Genomic DNA, 21,643 nt, shown 5'->3' with positions numbered 1-21,643 from the left:
AGATGAATTGGACCGACATATTCATCCGCAGGCCAGTGCTCTCGCTGGTAGTTAGTGCGCTTGTGCTGGTATTTGGTTTGAAGGCAATCGGCTCTTTGCCGGTGAACCAATATCCACAAACCCAAAATGCGATCGTTACGATTACGACTGCCTACTATGGTGCCGATCCAGAAACGATTGCTGGCTTTATTACGCAGCCTTTAGAGGCTTCTGTAGCGCAAGCTCAAGGGATTGATTATTTGTCTTCTACGAGCGTTAGTGGTGTCTCCACCATCATTGCTACCCTGAAGTTGAACTATGACTCCAATGCTGCGTTGACCCAGATTCAAACGCAAATTAGTGCAGTTAAGAACCAACTCCCCCCACAGGCTCAACAACCAGTGCTGACTGTTCAGGTTGGCCAGTCGACTGCAGCTATGTATATGGGCTTTTACAGCGACCAGTTACCCAATAACGCCATTACAGATTACCTGTTACGCGTCGTTAAGCCAAAGCTAGACTCAGTAGAAGGTGTCCAGAACGCAGAAATCATTGGCGGCAGAAAATTTGCCTTGCGTGCTTGGCTGGATAGAGAAAAGATGGCTGGATTGGGTATTGGCGCAGATGATGTGTATAGCGCGATGTCAGCCAATAATTACTTATCAGCAGTAGGTAGCACCAAGGGTGACATGGTTTCAGTTGACCTGGTAGCCGGTACGGATTTGCACACGCTTGATGAGTTCCGTAAGCTCGTTGTTAAAAAAGATGGCGTCAATATTGTTTATTTAGATCAAGTTGCCAATGTTTCCTTGGGCTCTGAGGACTACAACACGAATGTCGCATTTAGCGGCAAGCAGTCTGTCTTTATTGGCATCAAGGTTGCTCCACAAGCAAACTTATTAGATGTTGCGCAGCGCGTCAGAGACGCTGTGCCTGATATTCAAAAGCAATTGCCAATTGGTATGAATGGCAAGATTGTTTACGACTCGACTGAGTTCATCACGAGCTCTATTGATGAAGTTGTCTCTACTTTGCTAGAGGCCTTGGTCATTGTGACGGTCGTGATTTATCTGTTTTTGGGTAGCGTTCGTGCAGTCGCCGTGCCGGTAATTGCAATGCCTCTGTCTCTGATTGGGACCTTCTTCCTGATGCAGATTTTGGGCTACTCCATTAACTTGCTCACCTTATTGGCTCTAGTTTTGGCCATTGGATTGGTGGTAGACGACGCAATTATTGTGGTGGAGAACGTTGATAGGCATATGAAAGAAGGCAAGTCTCCGCTGGAGGCTTCTTTGATTGCTGCGCGTGAACTAGGAAGCCCAATTCTAGCGATGACTGTGGTTTTGATTGCGGTATACATTCCGATCGGATTTCAGGGTGGCTTAACCGGTGCTTTGTTTACCGAATTTGCATTTACCTTAGCTAGCGCCGTAGCGGTTTCCGGTTTAATTGCGCTGACACTATCGCCGATGATGTGCTCGCGTATTTTTACCGAAGAACAAGAGGCCTCATCATTTGTTCAAAAGATCGATCAAATTTTTGACAAGGTTCATCATAGTTATCAAACCACTTTGCGAGATTTATTAAGTACTTGGCAAGTAATTATTGTGATGGGCGCTATTTTGTTAGGTGGCGTTGCCTATCTCTATGCCACAGCGCGTGCTGAACTTGCGCCAACGGAAGACCAGGGCATTGTTTTGATGCAGGCTTCGGGGCCGCCCAACAGCACGGTCAATCAAATGCAAACCTATGCTGATCAGATCTATGCGATTGCAGCTGCTGAGCCCGAATACGAACAAGCATTCCAAATTACCAGCCCGACATCGAGTTTTGGCGGCATTCTGTTAAAAGATTGGAGCTCACGCAGTCGTAATGCGACTAAGTTTCAAGAAGATATGCAGCAAAAGTGGAATACGATTGCTGGCGCTCGAGTTGCTGCCTTCCAGTTCCCAGCGCTTCCAGGTGCTCAAGGACTTCCTGTTCAGGTGGTCATTAACACAACAGAGCCTTATGAGCAGCTCAATGAGGTTTCTCAGGCTGTATTGGATAAGGCCCGTCGTAGCGGTAATTTTTTCTTTGTCGACTCCGATTTAAAAATCGATAAGCCGCAAGATGTCCTCGTGATCGATCGCGAAAAAGTAGCGGCCTTAGGTATGACACAGCAACAAGTAGGCGCTGCGCTTTCTGCAGCCTTGGGCGGCGGTTATGTAAATTACTTCTCGGTCGCTGGACGCTCATATAAAGTGATTCCACAGGTGAAGCAGGTGGATCGCTTAAACCCCGATCAAATTTTGGACTACTACATTCGTACTCCAAGTGGTGCCATGATTCAGGCGCGTACGATTGCTAGCATTAAGCAAAAAGTAGTTCCACAATCGATTAATCACTTTCAGCAATTGAATTCGGCGACGATCTCTGGAGTGAGCACGCCATTTATTTCACAGGCTGATTTGCTGGAGTACATGCGTCAGACCCTAAAAGAGGTTGCGCCCAATGGCTACACCATGGATTACGCCGGACCTTCACGTCAGTTCATGGCTGAATCTGGTGGCTTCTTAGTAACAATGTTCTTTGCGATATTGATTGTGTTCTTGGTATTGGCTGCTCAGTTTGAAAGCTTCCGTGATCCGATTGTGATTTTGGTATCTGTACCGCTCGCACTCTTTGGGGCACTGATCTTCATTAACTTAGGCTTTACAACCTTGAATGTGTATACACAGGTAGGTCTTGTCACGCTCATGGGCCTGATTAGTAAACACGGTATTTTGATTGTGGAATTCGCTAATGAATTACAAGAGGCGGGTCGCAGTAAGCTTGATGCCATTGTGGAAGCTGCCAGCGTTCGCTTAAGACCAATCTTAATGACTACGGCAGCGATGGTTTTGGGGGTATTGCCTCTGGTGATTGCTTCAGGCGCAGGTGCTGCTGGCCGTCAGTCTATGGGTATCGTGATCTTTACGGGACTATCGATTGGTACTTTATTTACTTTATTCGTGGTGCCTGCCATGTACCTCTTCATGGGTGCTGATCATCATCAGAAAAAGTTCAAACAAGAATAAGTTAGCTGCTAAACATCGTTTATTTAACGATGTTTAGTTCTTTATCAGCAAACGCACCAAAACAAGTTTCTGCTTTCAGCTGTTTTAACCAGCGCTCAACATTGTCTAGCTGAGCGCGTGAGCCGGTTTTTTCTGGGAAAGTATCGTGCAATAAGACCCAGCGATGAACCCCTAAGGCCACCACAATATCTCCGAGATTGAATTGATTGCCTGAGCAGTAATCTTGTGAGGCGAGGATGCTATCGAGCAAACCAAGGGTTTGGTTAGTTGCTTGATAGCCTTTATAAATTGCATCGTAATCACGATCTTTTTCTGGTGTTCTCGTGAGACCTAGAAAGCTCGCACGCAATGGAGGCCATAGCGTTGCTAGTTGCCAATCCATCATTTTTTCTGAGCTGTATTGGGCCGTAACGCCTTTTGGAAAGCGCCCATTTTTATCGTGCTGAGAAACGAGGTAGCGCATGATGGTGTTTGATTCCCAGAGGACGAGATCGCCATCTTCTAAGAGTGGCACAAGTCCATTAGGATTCATTTTGAGAAACTCAGGCGTATTGTTTTTCCCAAAGTGAAGACCAGCGTCGATGCGCTCAAAGTCTTTGCCTTCTTCAAGGCCTAGCTCTGCTAAGCACCACAATACTTTCTGAACATTGATGGAACTTTTGCGACCCCATAAACGCATCATGGCATTTCCCTGCAAAATATTAGTTAGGTTGGTTTTCTGTGAAATCTAGACCAAGAAATTTGCTGCGTGCAAATATGAGCGGTTCTTTTTCTGGGTGATTTTTAAGATTGATGACTTTAGCAACAATGATGTTGTGATCACCGCCCACATGCACCGAAACAGTTTCACATTCATAGTAAGCAACACAGTGCGCGATTTGAGTGAGGCCGCTGGCTGCTAGCTGATGGGGGATATTGATGAATTGATCTTGCTTGACGGTGGCAAAGTGCATCGCCAGGCTTTCCTGAGATCGCTCTAGGACATGGATCAAATGCTTTTTGCCAACCTCAACCCAAGGCATCAGACGAGAGTGCTTTTTGAGGCTCCATAAAATTAATGGCGGCTCAAGCGAAACGGTATTAAAAGAACTGATCGTGATGCCATGAGCATTGCGTTCTTCGTCAAGACAGGTAATGACAGTGACCCCGGTTGCAAAAGAGGCAAAGCCTTTGCGTAGTTCTTGCGAAGTAAATGGGGCCATTGGCTTGCTTACTTTGCTGCAGGTGTTGCTGTGGGATCGATTGAGGTACCAGGAATTGGAGTCAACACTTCGTTTTCTTCCGCTTTTACGCATTTAAAGCGATATTCCGTACCTGCTTTCGATAGGAAGCTAGCACCTTCGTAAAAATCATTCTTACAAGTCTTGGTGGCAAAGTCCATAACATCTTGGGGTGCTGCGCTGGAGCGAATCAAACGCATATTGCCCATAGACATGTTTACTTCGGTCGAATAGCAGCCAGCGAGCAATAAGCCAGAAGCTGCAGTTAATAGTAGAATTTTTTTCATGGAAACCTCCATAATCAACAATGCTCGTTAGGATAAACCTATTAAGCAATTGTTGCGGGGAAAATACCCCCACCTAGAAGAAAGAGGAAGAGACATGTTTAAAGCAATCTTGATCAATAAAGACGACCAGGGCTATCGCGCGGAATTAGGTCAGGCCGATGAGGCAAGCCTTCCAGAGGGTGATGTCAGGGTAAAGGTGCTGTATTCCACCCTCAATTACAAGGATGGTTTGGCTATTACAGGCAAAAGCCCTGTAGTTCGGAGCTTCCCAATGGTTCCTGGCATTGATTTTGCGGGTGAGGTGATTGAGAGCTCAAGCCCAGACTTTAAGGCTGGAGACATGGTTCTGTTAAATGGTTGGGGGGTTGGTGAGGGCCATTGGGGTGGCCTAGCTCAACAAGCTAGAGTGAAGGCTGATTGGCTTATACCCTTGCCAACAGGTTTTACAGCTAAACAGGCCTTAGCGATTGGTACGGCTGGCTATACCGCCATGCTGTGTGTCATGGCTTTGCAAAAGCATGGCCTTAAACCAAGCGATGGCGAAGTGTTGGTCACTGGTGCTGCAGGTGGTGTTGGCAGTTTTGCAATTACCTTGCTGAGCAAGCTGGGTTTTACAGTGGTAGCGAGTACTGGACGTATGGCTGAAGCCGATTACCTGAAGAAACTGGGTGCAGCCGAAGTGATCGATCGTGCTACGCTATCAGCCCCCGGCAAGCCTCTCGCTAAAGAGCGCTGGGCTGCAGTCCTAGATAGTGTTGGTAGTCACACGCTTGCTAATGCGTGCGCACAAACCAAGAGCAATGGTGCCGTTGCTGCGTGTGGTCTTGCACAAGGCATGGACTTTCCATCGAGTGTTGCGCCATTCATTTTGCGCGGCGTGACTTTATATGGCGTCAACAGCGTTACTGTGCCTCGGGAAAAACGGATTGCTGCTTACGAACAACTGAGTAAATTGGTTGATTTAAAAACCCTAGATGAAATCTCCCATGAAATTACTTTGGAAGAGTCTTTGAAGTATGCCCAAGAGCTGATGGCGGGAAATGTGCGCGGTCGTTTAATTGTTGACGTGAATAAGTAATTCGTTTGAAACGTATTACTGACAAGTTTGGGGTTTGCGAGTCTTTAGCAGTTTCCAAATCTCAAGCTTCTCCATGTTGGATAGCTCAGACCAATCAGCAATTTCATTTAGCGTGCGATAGCATCCCCGGCAATAACCATTTTCAGGGTTAATGTCACACCAATTAATGCAGGGCGATGGAACTGTAGTCAATGTAAACCTAGTCGCAATCAAAATAAACGCAATATAAACTTAAACCATGAGCACTCAAAATCAAGCTGCAGACCAAAGCGCAATTCATTATCCCCTAGGCGAGACCTTACCGCAGATTGGCGAGACTATCGAAGTAGCGCCTGGCGTGCGTTGGTTGCGAATGCGGCTTCCATTTGCCTTAGATCATATTAATCTTTGGTTAATGCGCGATGAGTTAGAGGGTGTTGCCGGTTGGACTATTGTCGACTGCGGCATAGCAAACGATGAGACCAAAGCATCTTGGGAGCAGATATTTGCGAGTCAGCTGGAAGGCTTGCCCGTATTGAGGGTGATCGTTACCCATATGCATCCAGACCATGTGGGCTTAGCTCAATGGATTTGTGAGAAATGGAATGTGTCCCTGTGGATTTCCATGACAGATTATTTGACGGCGCAATGGTTAAGTTGCAAAGAGGGTGGCGCTGCTGTCGGGGCACGCGCTGGTGGCGGAGGCTCTGCAGACCACTTTCAAAAACATGGCCTTACTGCGCCAGAAGATTTAGAAAAGATACGGGCGCGCTCAAACTACTACAGCAATATGGTGCCAGGAGTACCTCGTCAATATCGTCGCATTTTGGACGGCGAAAATATTTTTATTGGGGGGTATGCCTGGACTGTCATCATGGGTTTTGGTCATGCGCCTGAACATGCATCTTTGTATTGCAAAGATTTGGGCGTATTAATTTCAGGGGATATGTTGTTGCCCCGCATCTCTACCAATGTGAGTGTCTATGACGCAGATCCGGATGCAGATCCATTGGGCTTATATTTGCAATCACTCGAAAAATATTTACCTTTACCTGACAACACACTGGTACTACCTTCACATGGCAAGCCTTTTACAGGGATGAAGCCTCGTATTGCACAACTCAATGCGCATCATGATGAGCGCTTGGCAGAAGCCCTTAATGCATGTAAAAAACCGGCAACTGCTCGTGAGATAGTGCCGGTCTTGTTTAAGCGTGAATTAGATATTCACCAACTTACTTTCGCCATGGGTGAGGCTATTGCTCATCTGAATTACCTACTTCGTCGAGGAAAGTTGGATCGCCGGCTTTGCGAGGACGGCGTGCTGCGCTTTTCCGTGGCTTCGCTTTAACGCTACTTGTTTTTGGGCTGGCTTGCTCCTGAGGTGCGCTAGCTGCCGCGCCAGCTGCTGATACTGCGTCACCGAAGGACTTGAGGGCCATCATGGTTGCATGTTGTACTTCTAAGCCCTGAATGGTGGATTTGAGGATATTAAGGTTTAAATTTAGCCAGTTCTCAACGCTTTTCAGGTCCTTGATGCGTTTCTCAAGCTCTTCGATGTCTAGGCCTGGGAAAGCGGCGCCAAAGCCACCAGCGGCCTTAGAGGCATCTGTAGTAAACGGGAATTGCCCAGCCTGCCCAGCAGCACCTTGTCCCCACATAGTTTTAAACATCTCTAAGCTTTGATTGAATTCTGGAATGGTTCCAAACATAAGGGCTCCGGGGTAAATGAAAAGTGGCTTTTCCAATAGAATAAGGGATTCTAGAGATTAATCCCGGTTCAGCAATGCAATTTAATGGTTTATCCCAGCCTTACACCCGTGGTCAGGCCCTCCCTGAGTTGTTAAAAAAGCGCATTCTTGTATTGGATGGCGCTATGGGTACCATGATTCAGCAATACAAGCTGACAGAGGCCGACTATCGTGGCCTGCCAACAAATACCCGCTTTGTCGACCATCCGGGCGATATTAAAGGCAATAACGAGCTTTTAGTTCTAACGCAGCCACACATCATCACCAAGATTCATGAGCAGTATTTAGATGCAGGCGCCGACATTATCGAAACCAATACTTTTGGTGCAACGTCAGTAGCGCAAGAAGATTACAAAATGGCTAGCTTAGCTCGCGAGATGAATGAGGTATCGGCAAGGTTAGCCCGCGCAGCTTGTGAAAAATACAGCACGCCAGATAAGCCACGTTTTGCTGCTGGTGCGATTGGGCCAACTCCTAAGACCGCTAGCATTTCTCCTGATGTGAATGATCCCGGTGCGCGTAATGTCACTTTTGATGCGTTGCGTGCGTCTTATCGTGAGCAGATTGAAGGATTGTTTGCTGGCGGCGTAGATTTATTTTTAGTTGAAACTATTTTTGATACCTTGAATGCAAAGGCAGCATTATTTGCGCTCGATGAATTTTTTGAAGAGACTGGTGAGCGTTTGCCGGTCATGATTTCAGGCACGGTCACCGATGCCTCGGGCCGTATTTTGTCAGGCCAAACGGTTGAGGCATTTTGGAATAGCTTACGCCATATTAAGCCGCTAACGTTTGGTTTAAATTGTGCTTTGGGCGCCGCTTTAATGCGCCCTTATATTGCCGAGTTGGCGCGTATCTGTGATACCGCCGTTTCTTGCTACCCCAATGCTGGCCTCCCCAATCCAATGAGTGACACTGGATTTGATGAGACTCCAGACATTACATCGGGCCTGGTAGATGGCTTTGCCAAAGACGGCTTGGTCAATTTAGTTGGTGGTTGCTGCGGCACTACGCCAGACCATATTCGTGCAATTGCAAAAGCAGTTGCTCAGCGCAAGCCACGTGCTTTTTATCGCGAAAATTCGGAGCTTGCAGCATGAGCAAGATAGAGAAAAAAGTGATGCCCGCGATGAAGCTCTCTGGTCTTGAGCCATTTAATGTGACTGGCGCAGTTGGCTTTGTGAACATCGGTGAGCGCACTAATGTCACGGGCTCGAAAGCATTTGCTCGCATGATTTTGAATAATCAGTTTGATGAGGCGCTTGCTGTAGCGCGTCAACAGGTTGAAAATGGCGCGCAGATTATTGATATCAATATGGATGAAGCCATGTTGGATTCGGAGGCGGCAATGACCCGCTTCTTAAACCTCATTGCGTCTGAGCCAGATATTGCGCGCGTTCCTATCATGATTGACTCCTCCAAGTGGAGTGTCATTGAGGCAGGCTTGAAGTGTATTCAAGGTAAGCCTATCGTGAATTCGATTTCTCTGAAAGAAGGCGAAGAGCCTTTCAGAAAGCAGGCTCAACTCATTCGTCGCTATGGAGCAGCGAGTGTGGTGATGGCGTTTGACGAAGTTGGTCAGGCCGACACCTTCCAGCGTAAAACTGAAATTTGTCAGCGTTGCTATGAGATTCTGGTCAATGAAATCGGCTTTCCTGCAGAAGACATTATTTTTGATCCCAATATTTTTGCGATCGCAACCGGCATTGAAGAACACGATAACTACGCAGTCGATTTCATTAATGCTACTCGCTGGATAAAAGAGAATTTACCGGGAGCTAAGGTTAGTGGTGGCGTATCCAATGTCAGCTTTTCTTTCCGGGGTAATGAGCGTGTTCGTGAAGCAATTCACACTGTCTTTCTGTACCACGCCATTCAGGCTGGTATGGATATGGGTATTGTGAATGCTGGTCAGTTAGGTGTTTATGCCGATTTAGATCCAGAGTTGCGAGAGCGAGTTGAAGATGTTGTTTTAAATCGCTTTAAAGAGAAAGACGGTAAAACGCCCACAGAGCGTTTATTAGAAATCGCCGATCAATTTAAGGGCGATGGCACCAAGCAAGTAGAAAACTTGGTTTGGCGTGATGCACCCGTGCGTGAACGTTTGACCCATGCCTTAGTTCATGGCATTACGACATTTATTGAAGGCGATACAGAAGAACTACGTGCCGAAATTATGGGTGCGGGTGGCCGACCAATCGAGGTCATTGAAGGCCCATTGATGGATGGTATGAATGTCGTCGGCGATTTATTTGGTGCTGGAAAAATGTTCTTGCCTCAAGTAGTCAAGAGTGCGCGCGTAATGAAGCAAGCAGTTGCTATCCTCATCCCTTATATCGAAGAAGAAAAGCGCCAGCATATTGCTGCTGGCGGTGAAGCCAAGGCTAAGGGCAAAATTGTCATGGCCACGGTTAAGGGCGATGTGCACGACATTGGGAAAAATATTGTTACCGTTGTTTTGCAATGCAATAACTTTGAAGTTGCCAATATGGGTGTAATGGTTCCTTGTGCAGAGATTTTGAAACGCGCCAAGGAAGAAAAGGCAGATATTGTCGGATTATCTGGTTTGATTACGCCATCACTCGAAGAGATGACTTACGTTGCTCAGGAGATGCAACGTGATGATTATTTCCGTGAGCGTCAAATTCCATTGATGATTGGCGGTGCTACTACTTCGCGAGTCCACACTGCAGTCAAAATTGCCCCACATTACGATGGCCCAGTGGTGTACGTTCCCGATGCATCTCGTTCTGTCTCGGTTGCATCTAGCCTGTTGTCAGATGAGAGTGCTAAGAAATTCATTCAAGATTTGCGTGATGATTACGTACGTATTCGTGAGCAACATGCAAATAAAAAAGCTACTCCAACAATTTCTTTAGAAGCTGCACGCAAGAACCGCGAAATGATTGATTGGGCTGCTTACGTGCCTGAGAAGCCAAAATTTATCGGCCGTCGTCTCTTTAAGAACTTTGCACTGAGCGATATTGCAAAATATATCGACTGGACACCTTTCTTCCAAACTTGGGATTTAGCTGGTAAGTTCCCAGCAATTTTGGATGATGAAGTGGTTGGTGTTGAGGCGCGCAAAGTGTTCGCAGACGCCCAGGCGATGCTGGATAAGTTAGTTAAGGGCCAATGGCTTCAGGCTGATGCAGTAGTGGCTTTTTATCCTGCCAATACCGTTGGTGACGATATTGTTTTATATAGCGATGAAGCGCGTGAACACCCATTATTCGTTTGGCATAACCTACGTCAGCAATCAGAACGTCCAGTGGTAGATGGTGTTCGCAGGCCAAATCGTTGTTTGGCAGATTATGTCGCGCCAAAGGATTCGGGTGTAGCTGACTACATGGGTTGCTTTGCGGTGACCACAGGGCATGGCGTTGAAAAGAAGGTTGCAGAATTCCAAGCTAAGCATGATGACTACAGCGCGATTATGTTGAAGGCGTTGGCCGATCGCTTAGCTGAGGCATTTGCAGAGCTGATGCACCATCGTGTTCGCACCGATTTATGGGGCTATGCAACCGACGAAGTATTGACAAATGATCAAATGATTAACGAGGAGTACCGCGGTATTCGTCCTGCTCCTGGTTACCCTGCTTGCCCCGCACATGAAGTTAAAGAAGATTTACTCAGGGTGATCGGCTCTGAGGATATTGGTATGACCTTGACAGAGTCTATGGCCATGAATCCAGCTTCAAGTGTGAGTGGCTTTTATATGGCCCATCCTGAGGCGCGCTACTTCAATGTGGGCAAGTTATCTGATGATCAGGTTGAGGACTTGGCAAAACGTCGTGGCCAGTCTGTTGAGGACGTGCGCCGTCAACTAGCAAGCTTATTGGATTAAACGCCCCACATTACGGGTTCATTTTTAGCTTTGGCCAGTTTCATAAGCTCTAAAAACGGGTAGGCTCTTTGTCCAAGGCGGTCAGCGAGTTTAGGTGTTTCTTTTGCATCCTCTGCATCCGTCTTCGCCTTGGAGCGCTCTTCGAGGTCTGCCAAGATCGCAGTTTCTAGGGCAGTAATCAAGGCGGGCAACTGTTCTTCAGTCAGAATGCCCCTAGGCTCAAGTGGCCTCCCTAAAATATCAAAGATGCGCTTGGTCAGATCGGCCAGCATGATGACATCTGGACCGGCTTTTGAGCGGAATTGATAGATCATTTCGATAGCTTACCACCTGATAAACTCACTTATCTATGTTGCTGACTAATAAAAATCGTTTAATTGAAATGCTCAGCGGAGCCCTCCAGGGCTTAGCTCAAGAGCGGGGCTTCACTGAGGCGCCAAGTCCACGTTTGGAGCGCCCCAAGGCGGCAGATCATGGCGACGTGGCCTGCAATATTGCTTTGCAGCTATCGAAGCCCTGGAAGCTAAATCCACGTGAATTGGCCCAGGCCTTAGTAGAGCGCCTAGAACGGCAGACTGGTTATCGGGATCTGATTGCATCCTGTGAAATCGCTGGCCCAGGATTTATTAACTTCCGTTTAAGTAACGCAGCTAAAACAGCGGTCGTTAGCGAAATTCTCTCTGCTGGTACCCATTTCGGAGAGCTGCCTCCCGGTAGCGCTGAAGTGCCAAGCGCCATGATTGAGTTTGTATCTGCAAACCCAACCGGCCCATTACATGTCGGTCATGGTAGACAGGCTGCGCTAGGTGATGCGCTGGCCAATCTGCTGGCCACTCAAGGAATTCAGGTGCATCGTGAGTTTTATTACAACGATGCTGGAGTCCAAATCGCTAACTTGGCTTTATCAGTTCAAGCACGCCTTCATGGATTAAAGCCGGGTGATGCTCAGTGGCCAGAGCAGGCCTATAACGGTGAATACATTGCTGAAATTGCATCAGCATTCAAAGACTCTGACCAGTATCGTGATGAAATAGAGGCCATTCGTCAGTTTGCTGTTGCTTATCTGCGCAATGAGCAAGACATTGATTTAAAAACATTTGGCGTGAAGTTTGATTGTTACTACTTAGAGTCTTCTCTATATACCGACGGTAGTGTTGCTCAAATTGTGCAAGATCTACAAAGCATTGGTAAAACGTATGAAGCTGAAGGTGCGCTGTGGTTAAAGAGTACAGATGATGGTGACGATAAAGATCGCGTCATGCGCAAATCAGATGGAAGCTTTACCTATTTTGTCCCTGATGTGGCCTATCACACCAGCAAATGGAATCGTGGCTTTCAAAAGGTCATTAATGTACAAGGCAGTGATCACCACGGTACGATTGCCCGCGTTCGCTCAGGCCTACAGGGCGTAGCCCAAAAGCGGGGATGGAATATTCCTAAGACCTACCCAGAGTATGTTCTGCATAAGATGGTGACTGTCATGCGTCATGGCGAAGAGGTCAAAATTTCTAAACGTGCAGGCTCCTATGTCACAGTGCGTGATTTGGTAGAGTGGTCTGGCGGCGTGACTCCAGAAATGAGTCCTGCAGAAAGGGAGCTGGCACTCCAACGTGGCCGTGATGCCGTGCGCTTCTTCTTGATTTCTCGTAAAGCAGATACTGAGTTTGTTTTTGATATTGATTTAGCTTTACAGCAGAACGATGAAAATCCTGTGTTCTATGTGCAATATGCACATGCACGTATAAGCTCTATCTTGCAACAGTGGGGCGGCCAAGTTGCTGATTTGGAAAACGCTGATTTATCGCTATTGCAAAGCAAGGCATCCGATCATTTATTAAGACGTTTGGCTGAGTATCCTGAGGTATTGACAGATGCTGCAGCCGAGTTAGCTCCACATGCCCTCGCATTTTATTTGCGTGATTTGGCTGGTGACTTCCATACTTTCTACAACGCAGATCGGGTTTTAGTGGATGATCCAGCATTAAAGTTAGCTCGTCTGGCCCTGCTATCTGCTACTCGCCAAGTGCTCCAGAATGGATTAAAGGTTTTAGGGGTATCTGCTCCAGCTAAGATGTAGTAGCAATGTATGAAGTGAAAATGTAAGATGAGGAAATGATGAGCAAACCGAATCAACAAACTGGCTTCATGAAGCAGGACAAAAACATCCCAATGCATCATGCCCAATATGGCGGCACGATCTTGGGATTTGTGATCGGTTTAGGCGTGGGTCTAGGCATTGCCTTTGTAATTGCCTTCTACCTTTCTAAAAACACCCCCCAAGAAAGACCCGGTGTTCGTGCACCTAATTTGCCTTTGACGATTAAGCCGACGACTCCTGCGGAAGGCGAAGCTGCCGCTCCAGCTGAACCGTTGGATTTAAATAAGCCCCTGCAAGGCAAATCATCTACACCACCATCCTCAGATCCCATTGGCGATCTAGTGAATGGCAAGAAGTCTGCCGAAGTCGCGCCTACAGCTGCCCCTAAGGGCGAGGCCATTTATTTTCTTCAGGTAGGCGCATTTACTAAACGCGCTGATGCGGATGCACAAAAAGCGGCGTTAGCGATTCAGGGTATTCAGACACAGTTAAGTGAAGTCACGAGTGATGGCAATACACTGTGGCGCGTCCGCTCTGGTCCTTACAACAGTGTTGAGGAAAGCAATCCCGCCCGCGATAAATTAAGTGGCATGGGTATTAAGCCCACGCTAATCAAAGCTAGCAAATAAAGTTGAACACCATGATTTCATTTAGCAAAAGAGCATTTACTGTACTAACCTTCGTGTTGTTAAGTAGTCTTGCTTGCGCGCAAGGTCAAAAAATTGAAGAGGGTTTTGATTACCGCGTACTGCCCGTTCCACAGCCAGTAGAGACTAAGGGTAAGGTTGAGGTAATTGAGTTCTTTTGGTACGGCTGCCCACATTGCTATGACTTTGAGCCTGAATTAAGCGCTTGGGTTAAGCGTCAACCAAAAGATGTGGTTTTTCGTAGAGTGCCTGTAGCTTTTCGTGATGACTTTCTGCCGCATAGTCAGCTGTACTACGCGCTTGAAGCAATGGGCAAAGGGGATGCTCTGAATGAAAAGGTGATGTATGCCATGCATAAGGAAAATAAGCACCTCTTAACCGAGACAGAAATTGCGGATTGGGTTGCATCGCAGGGTGTTGATCGCAATACCTTTTTGGCAACCTACCGTTCTTTTGCGGTGGTCTCAAAGGCCAGAGCTGCAAGACAGCTCACTGAAGCCTATCGTATTGATGGTGTCCCAACAATTGTGATGCAAGGCAAGTATGTCACCTCACCATCTATTGCAGGCACTAAGGCCAAAGCTCTTGCGGTGATGGATTATCTTGAGGACAAGATTCGTAAAGACAAATACCGTTAATTTGTCTTTGCTCAGCTGTAAGCCTTAAATTTTGACGAAGCGGCGCACTATCCAAAAATACAGTGGGTAGGGCAGGATTCTGAGGAACTTCAAGAATCTAGAGAACCGTTTGGGGAAGTGAATATCAAACTCCCCACGATGTATGCCCTCTAAAATCTCTTTTGCGGCTTCATCCGCGGTAATTAATGCCGGCATTTCAAAATCATTCTGAGCGGTCGCTTCAGTCGCCACAAATCCCGGAGAGATCATATGGACGCTGATGCCTTCTGGGAGTAAGTCGTAATACAGCGTTTCGCAGAAGTTAATAATGCCAGCCTTGCTAGGACCATAAGCTAAGGCCTTAGGAAGCCCGCTATAGCCCGCAACACTACCAACAATCGCAATATGTCCGGCATGTGCCTTAAGCATTTCTGGCAATACCAGTGCGACCGCCCTCATCGGCCCTAGAAGATTGGCTTCAATGGTTTGCTCAGCTGCTTCTATTTCAAAATGTTCAGCCCGCAAAGGGATATACATCCCGGAAACAAATAACAATAGATCTATCTTGCCCCAGTTGTCCAAGATCATCTTGTAAGCATGTTGTAGTGCGGCGTGATTAGTAACATCTAGAGGTAGCACCATTGCCTGGTTCGGGGCTGCTTGTTCTGCAATCGCATTAAGACGCTCAATTCTTCTGCTCGAGAGCGCAAGTAGAGCGCCTTCTTTTAGTAAAGCCTTGGCGCATGCCTCGCCAATACCGCTTGATGCCCCAATAACCCAGACACGTTTACCAGAGAAATTACTGATTCCCTGTTGCTTCATACTTTAAGCGCATTCGGTGACGGCATTGGAGTCTCGTGAGTGAGGGTAAATTGCACTACGTCGATATTGCGCTCAGCAAAGCCAGCAGCGCAGTACATGAGGTAAAAGTTCCAGAGGCGTATAAACGCCTCATCAAAGCCAAGTTGACGAACTTCTTGCAGCTTCTGATTAAAGCTATCACGCCATAAGCACAGCGTCTTGGCGTAGTCAGCACCAAATGCAAACTCCTCCTCAATTTTTAAACCGGCTTTCGCAGCACTCGCTTTAAAGCTGGCCCTAGAGGGCAGCATGCCACCTGGAAATACATACTGTTGAATGAAGTCAGTATTGTGGCGATAGCGCTCAAATAACTCTTCAGCGATCACAATAGTTTGTACACAGGCCTTGCCGCCTACCTTCAGGCAATTTGCAATCGTTTGGAAGTATTCAGGCCAATGTTTTTCGCCAACCGCCTCAAACATTTCAACAGATGCAATTCCATCAAATTGATCCTGGCAATCTCGATAGTCTTGTAGTCGAACATCAAAAGTGCTCGGCGTGCTTATTGTGGCATTACATTTGGCAAGGCGCTCTTCTGCATAGGCTTTTTGTTCGGTACTGAGCGTAAGTCCGGTAATGGAGATGCCGTTTCTGAGTGCCTCCTCCATTACGCCTCCCCAACCACAACCAATCTCCAGAATACGCTCTCCAGGTTGGGTGTTTAGGGCAAGCAAGATGCGTTTGATTTTCGCTCTTTGTGCCTCTGCTAAAGACTGTTTATCGCCTTCAGAAAACCAGGCGCTAGAGTAGCTCATAGTAGGGTCGAGCCAGAGACTGTAAAAAGCATTACCTAAATCGTAATGGGCATGAATGTTCTTGCGACTACCCGCTTTGCTGTTATCACGCAGCCAGTGCTTCAGGCGATAGAGTGCTGATCCAAGCCAGTTGCCATAAATTGCTTTTTCTAGAATATTGCGATTACGAATAGCAAGCTCGAGAACGGCTTTCAAGTCTGAGGTATTCCATTGCCCGCGAATAAAGCTCTCGGCAAAACCAATATCCCCATGCGACATCACTTGTTTGAAAACAGACCAATCCAGAATTTGAATATCCGCTTTAAATGGGTCGGTAGGATTGCCAAATTCTCTGAGCTCACCATTGGGCAATGTGATTTGTAGGTGGCCGCTCTTGAGTTGCGATAGCAGACCCAAGAGTGTTTTGGCGCTCCAGTCTTTGGTTGGCTTACGAACACCATGAGATGGCGTGTTTGAAAAATTCAGACGGGAGAGAAGGGTTTGTCCAGGACGGTTCATCTGCTAACTTCAAATTCCGGTGGTTTTGGTTTTGAGTGAAAGGGTACACCTTTTAGCCATAATTTCAATGCCTGCCAATGAATACGGAAAATCACACCTAAGCTCATCAGGGGGTAGCGTAAAAACGCACGAAATAATGCTGACCTACTTAAAATCTCGCTAGTACCGCTGATGCTGGTGTAAATCAGCGGCGAGCCATCTTCATGAAGCTCAATACGGGCTACGGAGTCGCGCTGACTGGTGCTGTCTTGAGAGAATAAAAAGCGAAACTGGTACTCTCCACGCACTTCGCAAAATGGCGAAACATGAAATACCTTGGCACTTGTAAGTGTCTCGCCGGAGAGCAAGTAATCTCCAGATTTTTTATGCAGCAGATAGCAGTGCCGCTCACCAAAAGTATTGTTTACTTCGGCGAGAACTGCTCTGACTTTGCCTTCAGGGCTGACGCATATCCAAAAGCTCACTGGATTAAACACATAAGCCAACACTCTTGGAAAAGTCTGTAGCCAAATTTCACCATCAGGATGATGTACTTGATTTTCCTGTAAGAGATTCTCAATCCAAGCAAGGCTGTCTGAGTCACCTTGTCCGTGATCTTGATCAAAGAATGAGAATAGGCCGGAGGAGTTGTCCTTTAGGCCGTGCTGCACCAAGATTTGCGGGTGAAGCTTGCGCGCCCGCATCGGAATGGATACCGTAAATACGCCATAGCCAAATTGATTGTGTGCTGGACGTAAACGTCGATGCTTAACAACTCCAAAGTTAATCTTTGGCTGATTCATTTATTGGGCATCTTGCTTTGGATTCATCTGGAGAGGCGAGCGGATGCTTTCAATCAACGCTTCAGCAACTAATTCTCCAGAGCGAAGTCCATCTTCGTGGAAGCCAAACCCTGTCCATGCACCGCAGTACCAAATCGAGGCTGCGCCTTGAATGAGGGGCAGCTCTTTTTGTGCTTGGATTGCGCTCATATCAAACACGGGATGCGAGTAGTGAATTTCTTGATGCACTAATTTTGGATTGGGCTCTGATGAGGGGTTCAGGCTCACAATAATCTGTGTGTTTTTTAGCTGCTCGGGAAGTGGCTGCAAGCGATTAATCAGGTAATTGACGCTGACATGCTGTTTTGACGAAGGGTTTGAGCCTGATTTCGCCGTATAGTTCCATGCGGCCCAGCATCGCTTTGTTTCAGGCAAAAAGCGAGTATCAGTGTGAAGAATGGCGCGATTCTTTTGATAGGGAATAGCGGCCAAAATGTTTCGGGCTTGCTGATCAATGCCGTGTACTAAGTCTAAAGTTTGATCACTGTGGCAAGCCATCACAACTTCATCAAACCATTCTGAGCCTGAAGGACTAATCACCTCAACTTGCGCCCCTTCGCTTCGGCGAGCGTTGACACGCAAAACAGACTCGCGTCGAATGACAACTTGATGCTGTTCTAAGGCGTTCACAATCCGCTTCACATATTCTCTTGAGCCACCACGAATGGTGAGCCACTGGGGACGGTTCTGAATTTGCAATAGACCATGGTTATGGCAAAAGCGAATCATGGTCCGAATGGGAAATTCCAACATTTGCTCCACCGAGCAAGACCAGATGGCGCCAATCATGGGTAGAAAATAATTCTCTCTAAAGCTTGCGCTGAAACGGTTGCGGTCTAAAAAATTGGCAATGGTTTCATCTGGCTCGGTATGTTGATGTCCAGCAGCAATCTGCTGATGAGCAAGTTCGGTAGCCAGGCGGTTAAAGCGCAGAATATCGCGCGCCATTCTCCAAAATGCGGGAGAGAGTAGGTTTAATCGTTGGCCAAAAAAGGAATTAAGATCGTTACCAGCCCATTCAATTTTGGGACGACTTGAATTTTTTTCAGAGCTCTCTATAGAGACTGAGAAGGACATCTCGGATGGGGCGACTGGCGCCTCAATTTCCTCAAAAAGCCTCACTAAGCGCGGGTAAGTTTTGCGGTTAAAAACCAAAAAGCCAGTATCAATACCGTGAGTAATTTCGGCGCCATCAATTTTGCAGGTGAAGTCTACGGTATTGCTATGACCGCCGATATGGTCTCCGCCCTCATAAAGCGTGAGCTCAACATGGGGATTTTGTCTTAAAGCATATGCGCACCCTAAACCCGAAATACCTGCACCAATAATGGCAATTCTTTTTTTACTCACTGCGCTTTTTCCTTCAAGAGCTTTTCAATTTCATTGGTAATAGAGGTACTGGTGGGTTTAGTAACGCTGCCATAAGAATCAATTACCTCACCATTGCGGTTGATGAGGTATTTGTAAAAATTCCATTTAGGTGTTGTTCCCGTTTTTGCAATCAGCATTTTAAAAAGAGGATTGGGATTGCTTCCAGAAACCACCGATTTTGCAAACATCGGAAACTTCACGTCGTAAGTGTTCTTGCAGAAATCGGCAATTTCTTTATTACTTCCAGGCTCTTGTTGGCCAAAATCATTTGATGGAAAACCAAGCACTACAAAACCCTCGTCCTTGTATTTGGCATAGATTTTTTCTAAGCCCTCATATTGGCTAGTAAAGCCGCAAAAACTGGCTGTATTGACCACCAAGATCACTTTGCCCTGATATTGGCAGAGGTTTTGTGGCGCCTCATCCTGTAGGCGAGGAAAGCTATGGGATAGCAGTGGGCTACAGCTCGGCGCAGCATTTACCGTCTGGTTCGCGAGAATTAGAGTAAAAAAGCCAAAAATCCATCCCAGCGCTGTGTTGATTGCCATGCGGTTCATATTGTCTCTTGATTGTTTTGCTGATGAGTGCTCCAGTCTAAGACATTCTCGGTAATATCGCAGAATGTCATTCAATGCCATTAAGATTGCGATATGAGCTCTTTACCCCCACCTTCATTTGAGTCTAAAGTTTGCCCACTTGAGCAGCTTGAGGCTCGCATTGCTACATTACCTAGACCCCTCGTGTTTACTAATGGTGTGTTTGATATCTTGCATCGAGGCCACGCTAGCTATTTAGATCAAGCCCGTGCATTGGGAGCGAGTTTGGTGGTCGGGGTAAATTCAGATGCATCAGTCAAAATGCTAGGCAAAGGTGACGATAGACCGATTAATACAGAAGCTGATCGTCAAGCGTTGTTGGCTGCTCTGGCCAGTGTTGATATGGTCGTTTTGTTCACAGAGCAAACACCAGTAAATCTCATTGAAAAAATTCGCCCTGATATTTATGTCAAGGGTGGAGACTATGAGATTGATACATTGGCAGAAACAAATCTGGTCAAGACTTGGGGTGGAAAAGCAATTGCCATTCCTTTTTTATATGAGCGCTCCACCACCACTCTTTTGGGAAAAATTCGCTCTTAATTTTTAGCGCTTGAGTTTTAGGCATTACCTAAGAGCCATGCCCATACACCGCGCAGCACTAAACCTTCGCTATGTTCAATGTTGAAGGACTTCAATTTTTCTAGCCTGCGCATTTCTTTTTCAAGAATTTTCGCATTGCCACCATCTAGCCAAATTTTTTCAATCGGTTGATGCATCTCTTGTGCAGTTTCAATTGCATACAAAATGGCGCCAAGTTGTGCAGCATCACATCCCCCAATAATGGCTTGATTGGTTGAGATGCCAAAATGTCGCTGGCCATCTTCCCGAATTGCTAGTGGAAGGTTTGCGGTGTTTGCTTCTAAACTTTGCTGCATTAAGCCTAAGCCTGGCAGGATCCAGCCGCCATGGTGCACACCGTTAGAGCCCAGCAAATCGATGGTGGTGGCGGTGCCGGCGCTGATCACCAGTGCATTGGTTTTCGATAGGACGCGCGCTCCGATGATTGCTGCCCAACGGTCAGCGCCTAACTTACTCGGATCTTGATATAAGCTGCGGATACCATCAAAAGTACTATCACCCTTTAACTGTTGCCACTCCAAGTCATGCCACTGTGGAAATAGAGATTGGAGATTGGAGATTGCCTCAGTCCCTGCTACACAAGTAAATCCAATGGCATCAGGTCTTGGTAAGGTTTTAGAAATATAGTCAGCAAGTTCTACTCGATGCTCTGGCGATTGCAATGATTTACTGCTCACGGACCCAGAGTAAGCCCATAACTTTTTTTGTTGGTCAGATGGATTTTGGGTAGATTCCACAGCCGCCCACTTAAGGCGTGTATTGCCCACGTCAAAAATTAAATACAAACTCATGCTTGCATCCTTAGTGAAACATCGCCCGCATAAATAGTGGTGGTTTTATCAGCTTGCTTTAGCAAGAGAGCACCATGACTATCAACCCCCTGTGCAATGCCGTAGATGGGTTCTTGACCTGCACCCGAAATACAAACGCTCTGATTGGCATAGGCATCCCATTGAAGCCACTCTGCTTGAAAAGCGGGGAAGCCCTCTTTTTCGAACTTCTGAAAATGTGTTTGTAGTGATTCGAGCAAGGTTAACCACAGGTAATCTGTGTCTGGTAGTGAGGTATTAGATAGTAATTGCTCTATTGATCCTACCTTAACGCCGGCTTGATCGAGACTCGCTTTAATCGCTTTGGCATTTTTTAAATTCAGGCCTATTCCGACAATCATCCAGCTCGGGTCGCCCGCTTTAGCTTGACCACCCTCAATGAGGATGCCGCCGAATTTAGCGCCATTGAGTAGTAAATCATTTGGCCACTTAAGGCGTAATCCTGCTTGGTAAAGGTCGGGCAAGTCGATTTTGCACGCCTGGGCAATCCCTGTGAGGACTGCCATGCCTACTACCAAACTCAAGCCTGTAAGTTGCGCAGGATTTTTATTAAATGGGTGCGCATAAGAAAAACACATCGAATCTGCAGGATTTGCTAACCAGACACGGCCAGCCCTGCCTTTGCCGGCAGTTTGTTCATGAGCGATACGTGCCACGGGATCAAGCAGGGTGCCAGCTCTCCAGCGCTCTAAAAGATCATTGTTGGTGGACTCGGTTTGGGCAATACGCTCAAGGATGCAATTAGCAGTCATTTCGACATTGTAGAA

22 protein-coding genes are annotated in these 21,643 nt (G+C 46.8%); 9 read left to right on the top strand and 13 right to left on the bottom strand.

What is annotated here, in order from left to right:
• Positions 1–2: 2 nt before the first annotated feature.
• Entirely contained in the window at positions 3–3,038 is a 3,036-nt protein-coding gene (locus tag ICN24_RS00780; RefSeq protein WP_216220725.1) for an efflux RND transporter permease subunit, read from the top strand.
• A gap of 19 nt (positions 3,039–3,057) precedes the next feature.
• Here the strand turns inward: ICN24_RS00780 and ICN24_RS00775 are convergent, their stop codons facing one another.
• Genes ICN24_RS00775 through ICN24_RS00765 form a run of 3 tightly spaced genes read right to left on the bottom strand, consistent with a single transcriptional unit; the run spans position 3,058 to position 4,545 of the window.
• Positions 3,058–3,720, bottom strand: a complete 663-nt coding sequence (locus ICN24_RS00775) for a glutathione S-transferase family protein (RefSeq protein WP_216220723.1) — start codon at positions 3,718–3,720, stop codon at positions 3,058–3,060.
• Positions 3,721–3,739: 19 nt separating this feature from the next.
• A complete protein-coding gene (locus ICN24_RS00770) occupies positions 3,740–4,240 on the bottom strand; it encodes a flavin reductase family protein (protein ID WP_216220721.1) in 501 nt (166 codons plus the stop codon).
• Positions 4,241–4,248: 8 nt separating this feature from the next.
• Positions 4,249–4,545 carry a hypothetical protein gene (locus ICN24_RS00765; RefSeq protein WP_216220720.1) on the bottom strand — a complete coding sequence of 99 codons (297 nt, stop codon included), beginning with the start codon at positions 4,543–4,545 and terminating at the stop codon, positions 4,249–4,251.
• A gap of 94 nt (positions 4,546–4,639) precedes the next feature.
• Here ICN24_RS00765 and ICN24_RS00760 point away from each other — a divergent pair, with 94 nt between their 5' ends.
• Complete coding sequence (locus tag ICN24_RS00760; protein ID WP_216220718.1) at positions 4,640–5,623, top strand: MDR family oxidoreductase; 984 nt, start codon at positions 4,640–4,642, stop codon at positions 5,621–5,623.
• 15 nt (positions 5,624–5,638) lie between these two features.
• Here ICN24_RS00760 and ICN24_RS00755 read toward each other — a convergent pair whose 3' ends face one another.
• Positions 5,639–5,815 (bottom strand): DUF1289 domain-containing protein, encoded by a 177-nt coding sequence (locus tag ICN24_RS00755; protein ID WP_216220717.1) that lies wholly within the window; start codon positions 5,813–5,815, stop codon positions 5,639–5,641.
• A 46-nt stretch (positions 5,816–5,861) separates the two neighbouring features.
• On the opposite strand from ICN24_RS00755, the gene ICN24_RS00750 reads away from it, so the two are divergent.
• Positions 5,862–6,953, top strand: coding sequence for an MBL fold metallo-hydrolase (locus ICN24_RS00750; RefSeq protein WP_216220716.1), 1,092 nt, complete (start codon positions 5,862–5,864; stop codon positions 6,951–6,953).
• Here ICN24_RS00750 and ICN24_RS00745 read toward each other — a convergent pair.
• Positions 6,859–7,314 carry a PhaM family polyhydroxyalkanoate granule multifunctional regulatory protein gene (locus ICN24_RS00745; protein ID WP_216220715.1) on the bottom strand — a complete coding sequence of 152 codons (456 nt, stop codon included), beginning with the start codon at positions 7,312–7,314 and terminating at the stop codon, positions 6,859–6,861. The genes ICN24_RS00750 and ICN24_RS00745 overlap by 95 nt on opposite strands.
• A 74-nt stretch (positions 7,315–7,388) precedes the next feature.
• Between ICN24_RS00745 and ICN24_RS00740 the strand changes: the two genes are divergently transcribed.
• Together ICN24_RS00740 and metH are read left to right on the top strand one after the other, a co-directional pair.
• The gene (locus ICN24_RS00740; RefSeq protein WP_216220714.1) at positions 7,389–8,453 is read left to right on the top strand and encodes a homocysteine S-methyltransferase family protein; all 1,065 of its coding nucleotides are present in this window, start codon (positions 7,389–7,391) and stop codon (positions 8,451–8,453) included.
• A complete protein-coding gene (gene metH / locus ICN24_RS00735) occupies positions 8,450–11,200 on the top strand; it encodes a methionine synthase (protein WP_216220712.1) in 2,751 nt (916 codons plus the stop codon). Before ICN24_RS00740 ends, metH begins: the two co-directional genes overlap by 4 nt.
• Here the strand turns inward: metH and ICN24_RS00730 are convergent.
• Complete coding sequence (locus tag ICN24_RS00730) at positions 11,197–11,514, bottom strand: DUF1840 domain-containing protein (protein WP_216220705.1); 318 nt, start codon at positions 11,512–11,514, stop codon at positions 11,197–11,199. The genes metH and ICN24_RS00730 overlap by 4 nt on opposite strands.
• A gap of 35 nt (positions 11,515–11,549) precedes the next feature.
• Here ICN24_RS00730 and argS point away from each other — a divergent pair, with 35 nt between their 5' ends.
• From argS to ICN24_RS00715, 3 genes are read left to right on the top strand one after another with little or no spacing between them, the layout of a single operon-like run.
• The gene (argS, locus tag ICN24_RS00725) at positions 11,550–13,277 is read left to right on the top strand and encodes an arginine--tRNA ligase (RefSeq protein ID WP_216220704.1); all 1,728 of its coding nucleotides are present in this window, start codon (positions 11,550–11,552) and stop codon (positions 13,275–13,277) included.
• A gap of 38 nt (positions 13,278–13,315) precedes the next feature.
• Positions 13,316–13,927 carry an SPOR domain-containing protein gene (locus tag ICN24_RS00720; RefSeq protein WP_255532516.1) on the top strand — a complete coding sequence of 204 codons (612 nt, stop codon included), beginning with the start codon at positions 13,316–13,318 and terminating at the stop codon, positions 13,925–13,927.
• Between the two features lie 11 nt (positions 13,928–13,938).
• Positions 13,939–14,583 carry a thiol:disulfide interchange protein DsbA/DsbL gene (locus tag ICN24_RS00715; RefSeq protein WP_216220702.1) on the top strand — a complete coding sequence of 215 codons (645 nt, stop codon included), beginning with the start codon at positions 13,939–13,941 and terminating at the stop codon, positions 14,581–14,583.
• A gap of 24 nt (positions 14,584–14,607) precedes the next feature.
• Here ICN24_RS00715 and ICN24_RS00710 read toward each other — a convergent pair whose 3' ends face one another.
• Genes ICN24_RS00710 through ICN24_RS00690 form a run of 5 tightly spaced genes read right to left on the bottom strand, consistent with a single transcriptional unit; the run spans position 14,608 to position 19,416 of the window.
• A complete protein-coding gene (locus ICN24_RS00710) occupies positions 14,608–15,384 on the bottom strand; it encodes an SDR family oxidoreductase (RefSeq protein ID WP_216220700.1) in 777 nt (258 codons plus the stop codon).
• Positions 15,381–16,676, bottom strand: coding sequence for a cyclopropane-fatty-acyl-phospholipid synthase family protein (locus ICN24_RS00705; protein WP_216220697.1), 1,296 nt, complete (start codon positions 16,674–16,676; stop codon positions 15,381–15,383). Before ICN24_RS00705 ends, ICN24_RS00710 begins: the two co-directional genes overlap by 4 nt.
• Complete coding sequence (locus tag ICN24_RS00700) at positions 16,673–17,458, bottom strand: DUF1365 domain-containing protein (RefSeq protein ID WP_216220696.1); 786 nt, start codon at positions 17,456–17,458, stop codon at positions 16,673–16,675. Before ICN24_RS00700 ends, ICN24_RS00705 begins: the two co-directional genes overlap by 4 nt.
• Complete coding sequence (locus ICN24_RS00695) at positions 17,459–18,847, bottom strand: FAD-dependent oxidoreductase (RefSeq protein WP_216220695.1); 1,389 nt, start codon at positions 18,845–18,847, stop codon at positions 17,459–17,461.
• A complete protein-coding gene (locus ICN24_RS00690) occupies positions 18,844–19,416 on the bottom strand; it encodes a glutathione peroxidase (RefSeq protein ID WP_370623105.1) in 573 nt (190 codons plus the stop codon). Before ICN24_RS00690 ends, ICN24_RS00695 begins: the two co-directional genes overlap by 4 nt.
• 102 nt (positions 19,417–19,518) lie before the next feature.
• Here ICN24_RS00690 and rfaE2 point away from each other — a divergent pair, with 102 nt between their 5' ends.
• Positions 19,519–20,007, top strand: coding sequence for a D-glycero-beta-D-manno-heptose 1-phosphate adenylyltransferase (gene rfaE2 / locus ICN24_RS00685; RefSeq protein WP_216220694.1), 489 nt, complete (start codon positions 19,519–19,521; stop codon positions 20,005–20,007).
• Positions 20,008–20,024: 17 nt separating this feature from the next.
• Here the strand turns inward: rfaE2 and ICN24_RS00680 are convergent, their stop codons facing one another.
• Together ICN24_RS00680 and ICN24_RS00675 are read right to left on the bottom strand one after the other, a co-directional pair.
• Positions 20,025–20,837, bottom strand: coding sequence for a type III pantothenate kinase (locus ICN24_RS00680; RefSeq protein WP_216220693.1), 813 nt, complete (start codon positions 20,835–20,837; stop codon positions 20,025–20,027).
• A complete protein-coding gene (locus ICN24_RS00675; protein WP_216220692.1) occupies positions 20,834–21,628 on the bottom strand; it encodes a biotin--[acetyl-CoA-carboxylase] ligase in 795 nt (264 codons plus the stop codon). The genes ICN24_RS00680 and ICN24_RS00675 overlap by 4 nt, the downstream gene beginning before the upstream one ends.
• Between the last annotated feature and the right edge of the window lie 15 nt (positions 21,629–21,643).

The organism is Polynucleobacter sp. UK-Kesae-W10, assembly GCF_018881575.1.
GTDB lineage: Bacteria > Pseudomonadota > Gammaproteobacteria > Burkholderiales > Burkholderiaceae > Polynucleobacter.
The sequence above is the reverse complement of the archived record's forward strand: the minus strand, read 5'-3'. Positions and strand labels throughout refer to the sequence as shown.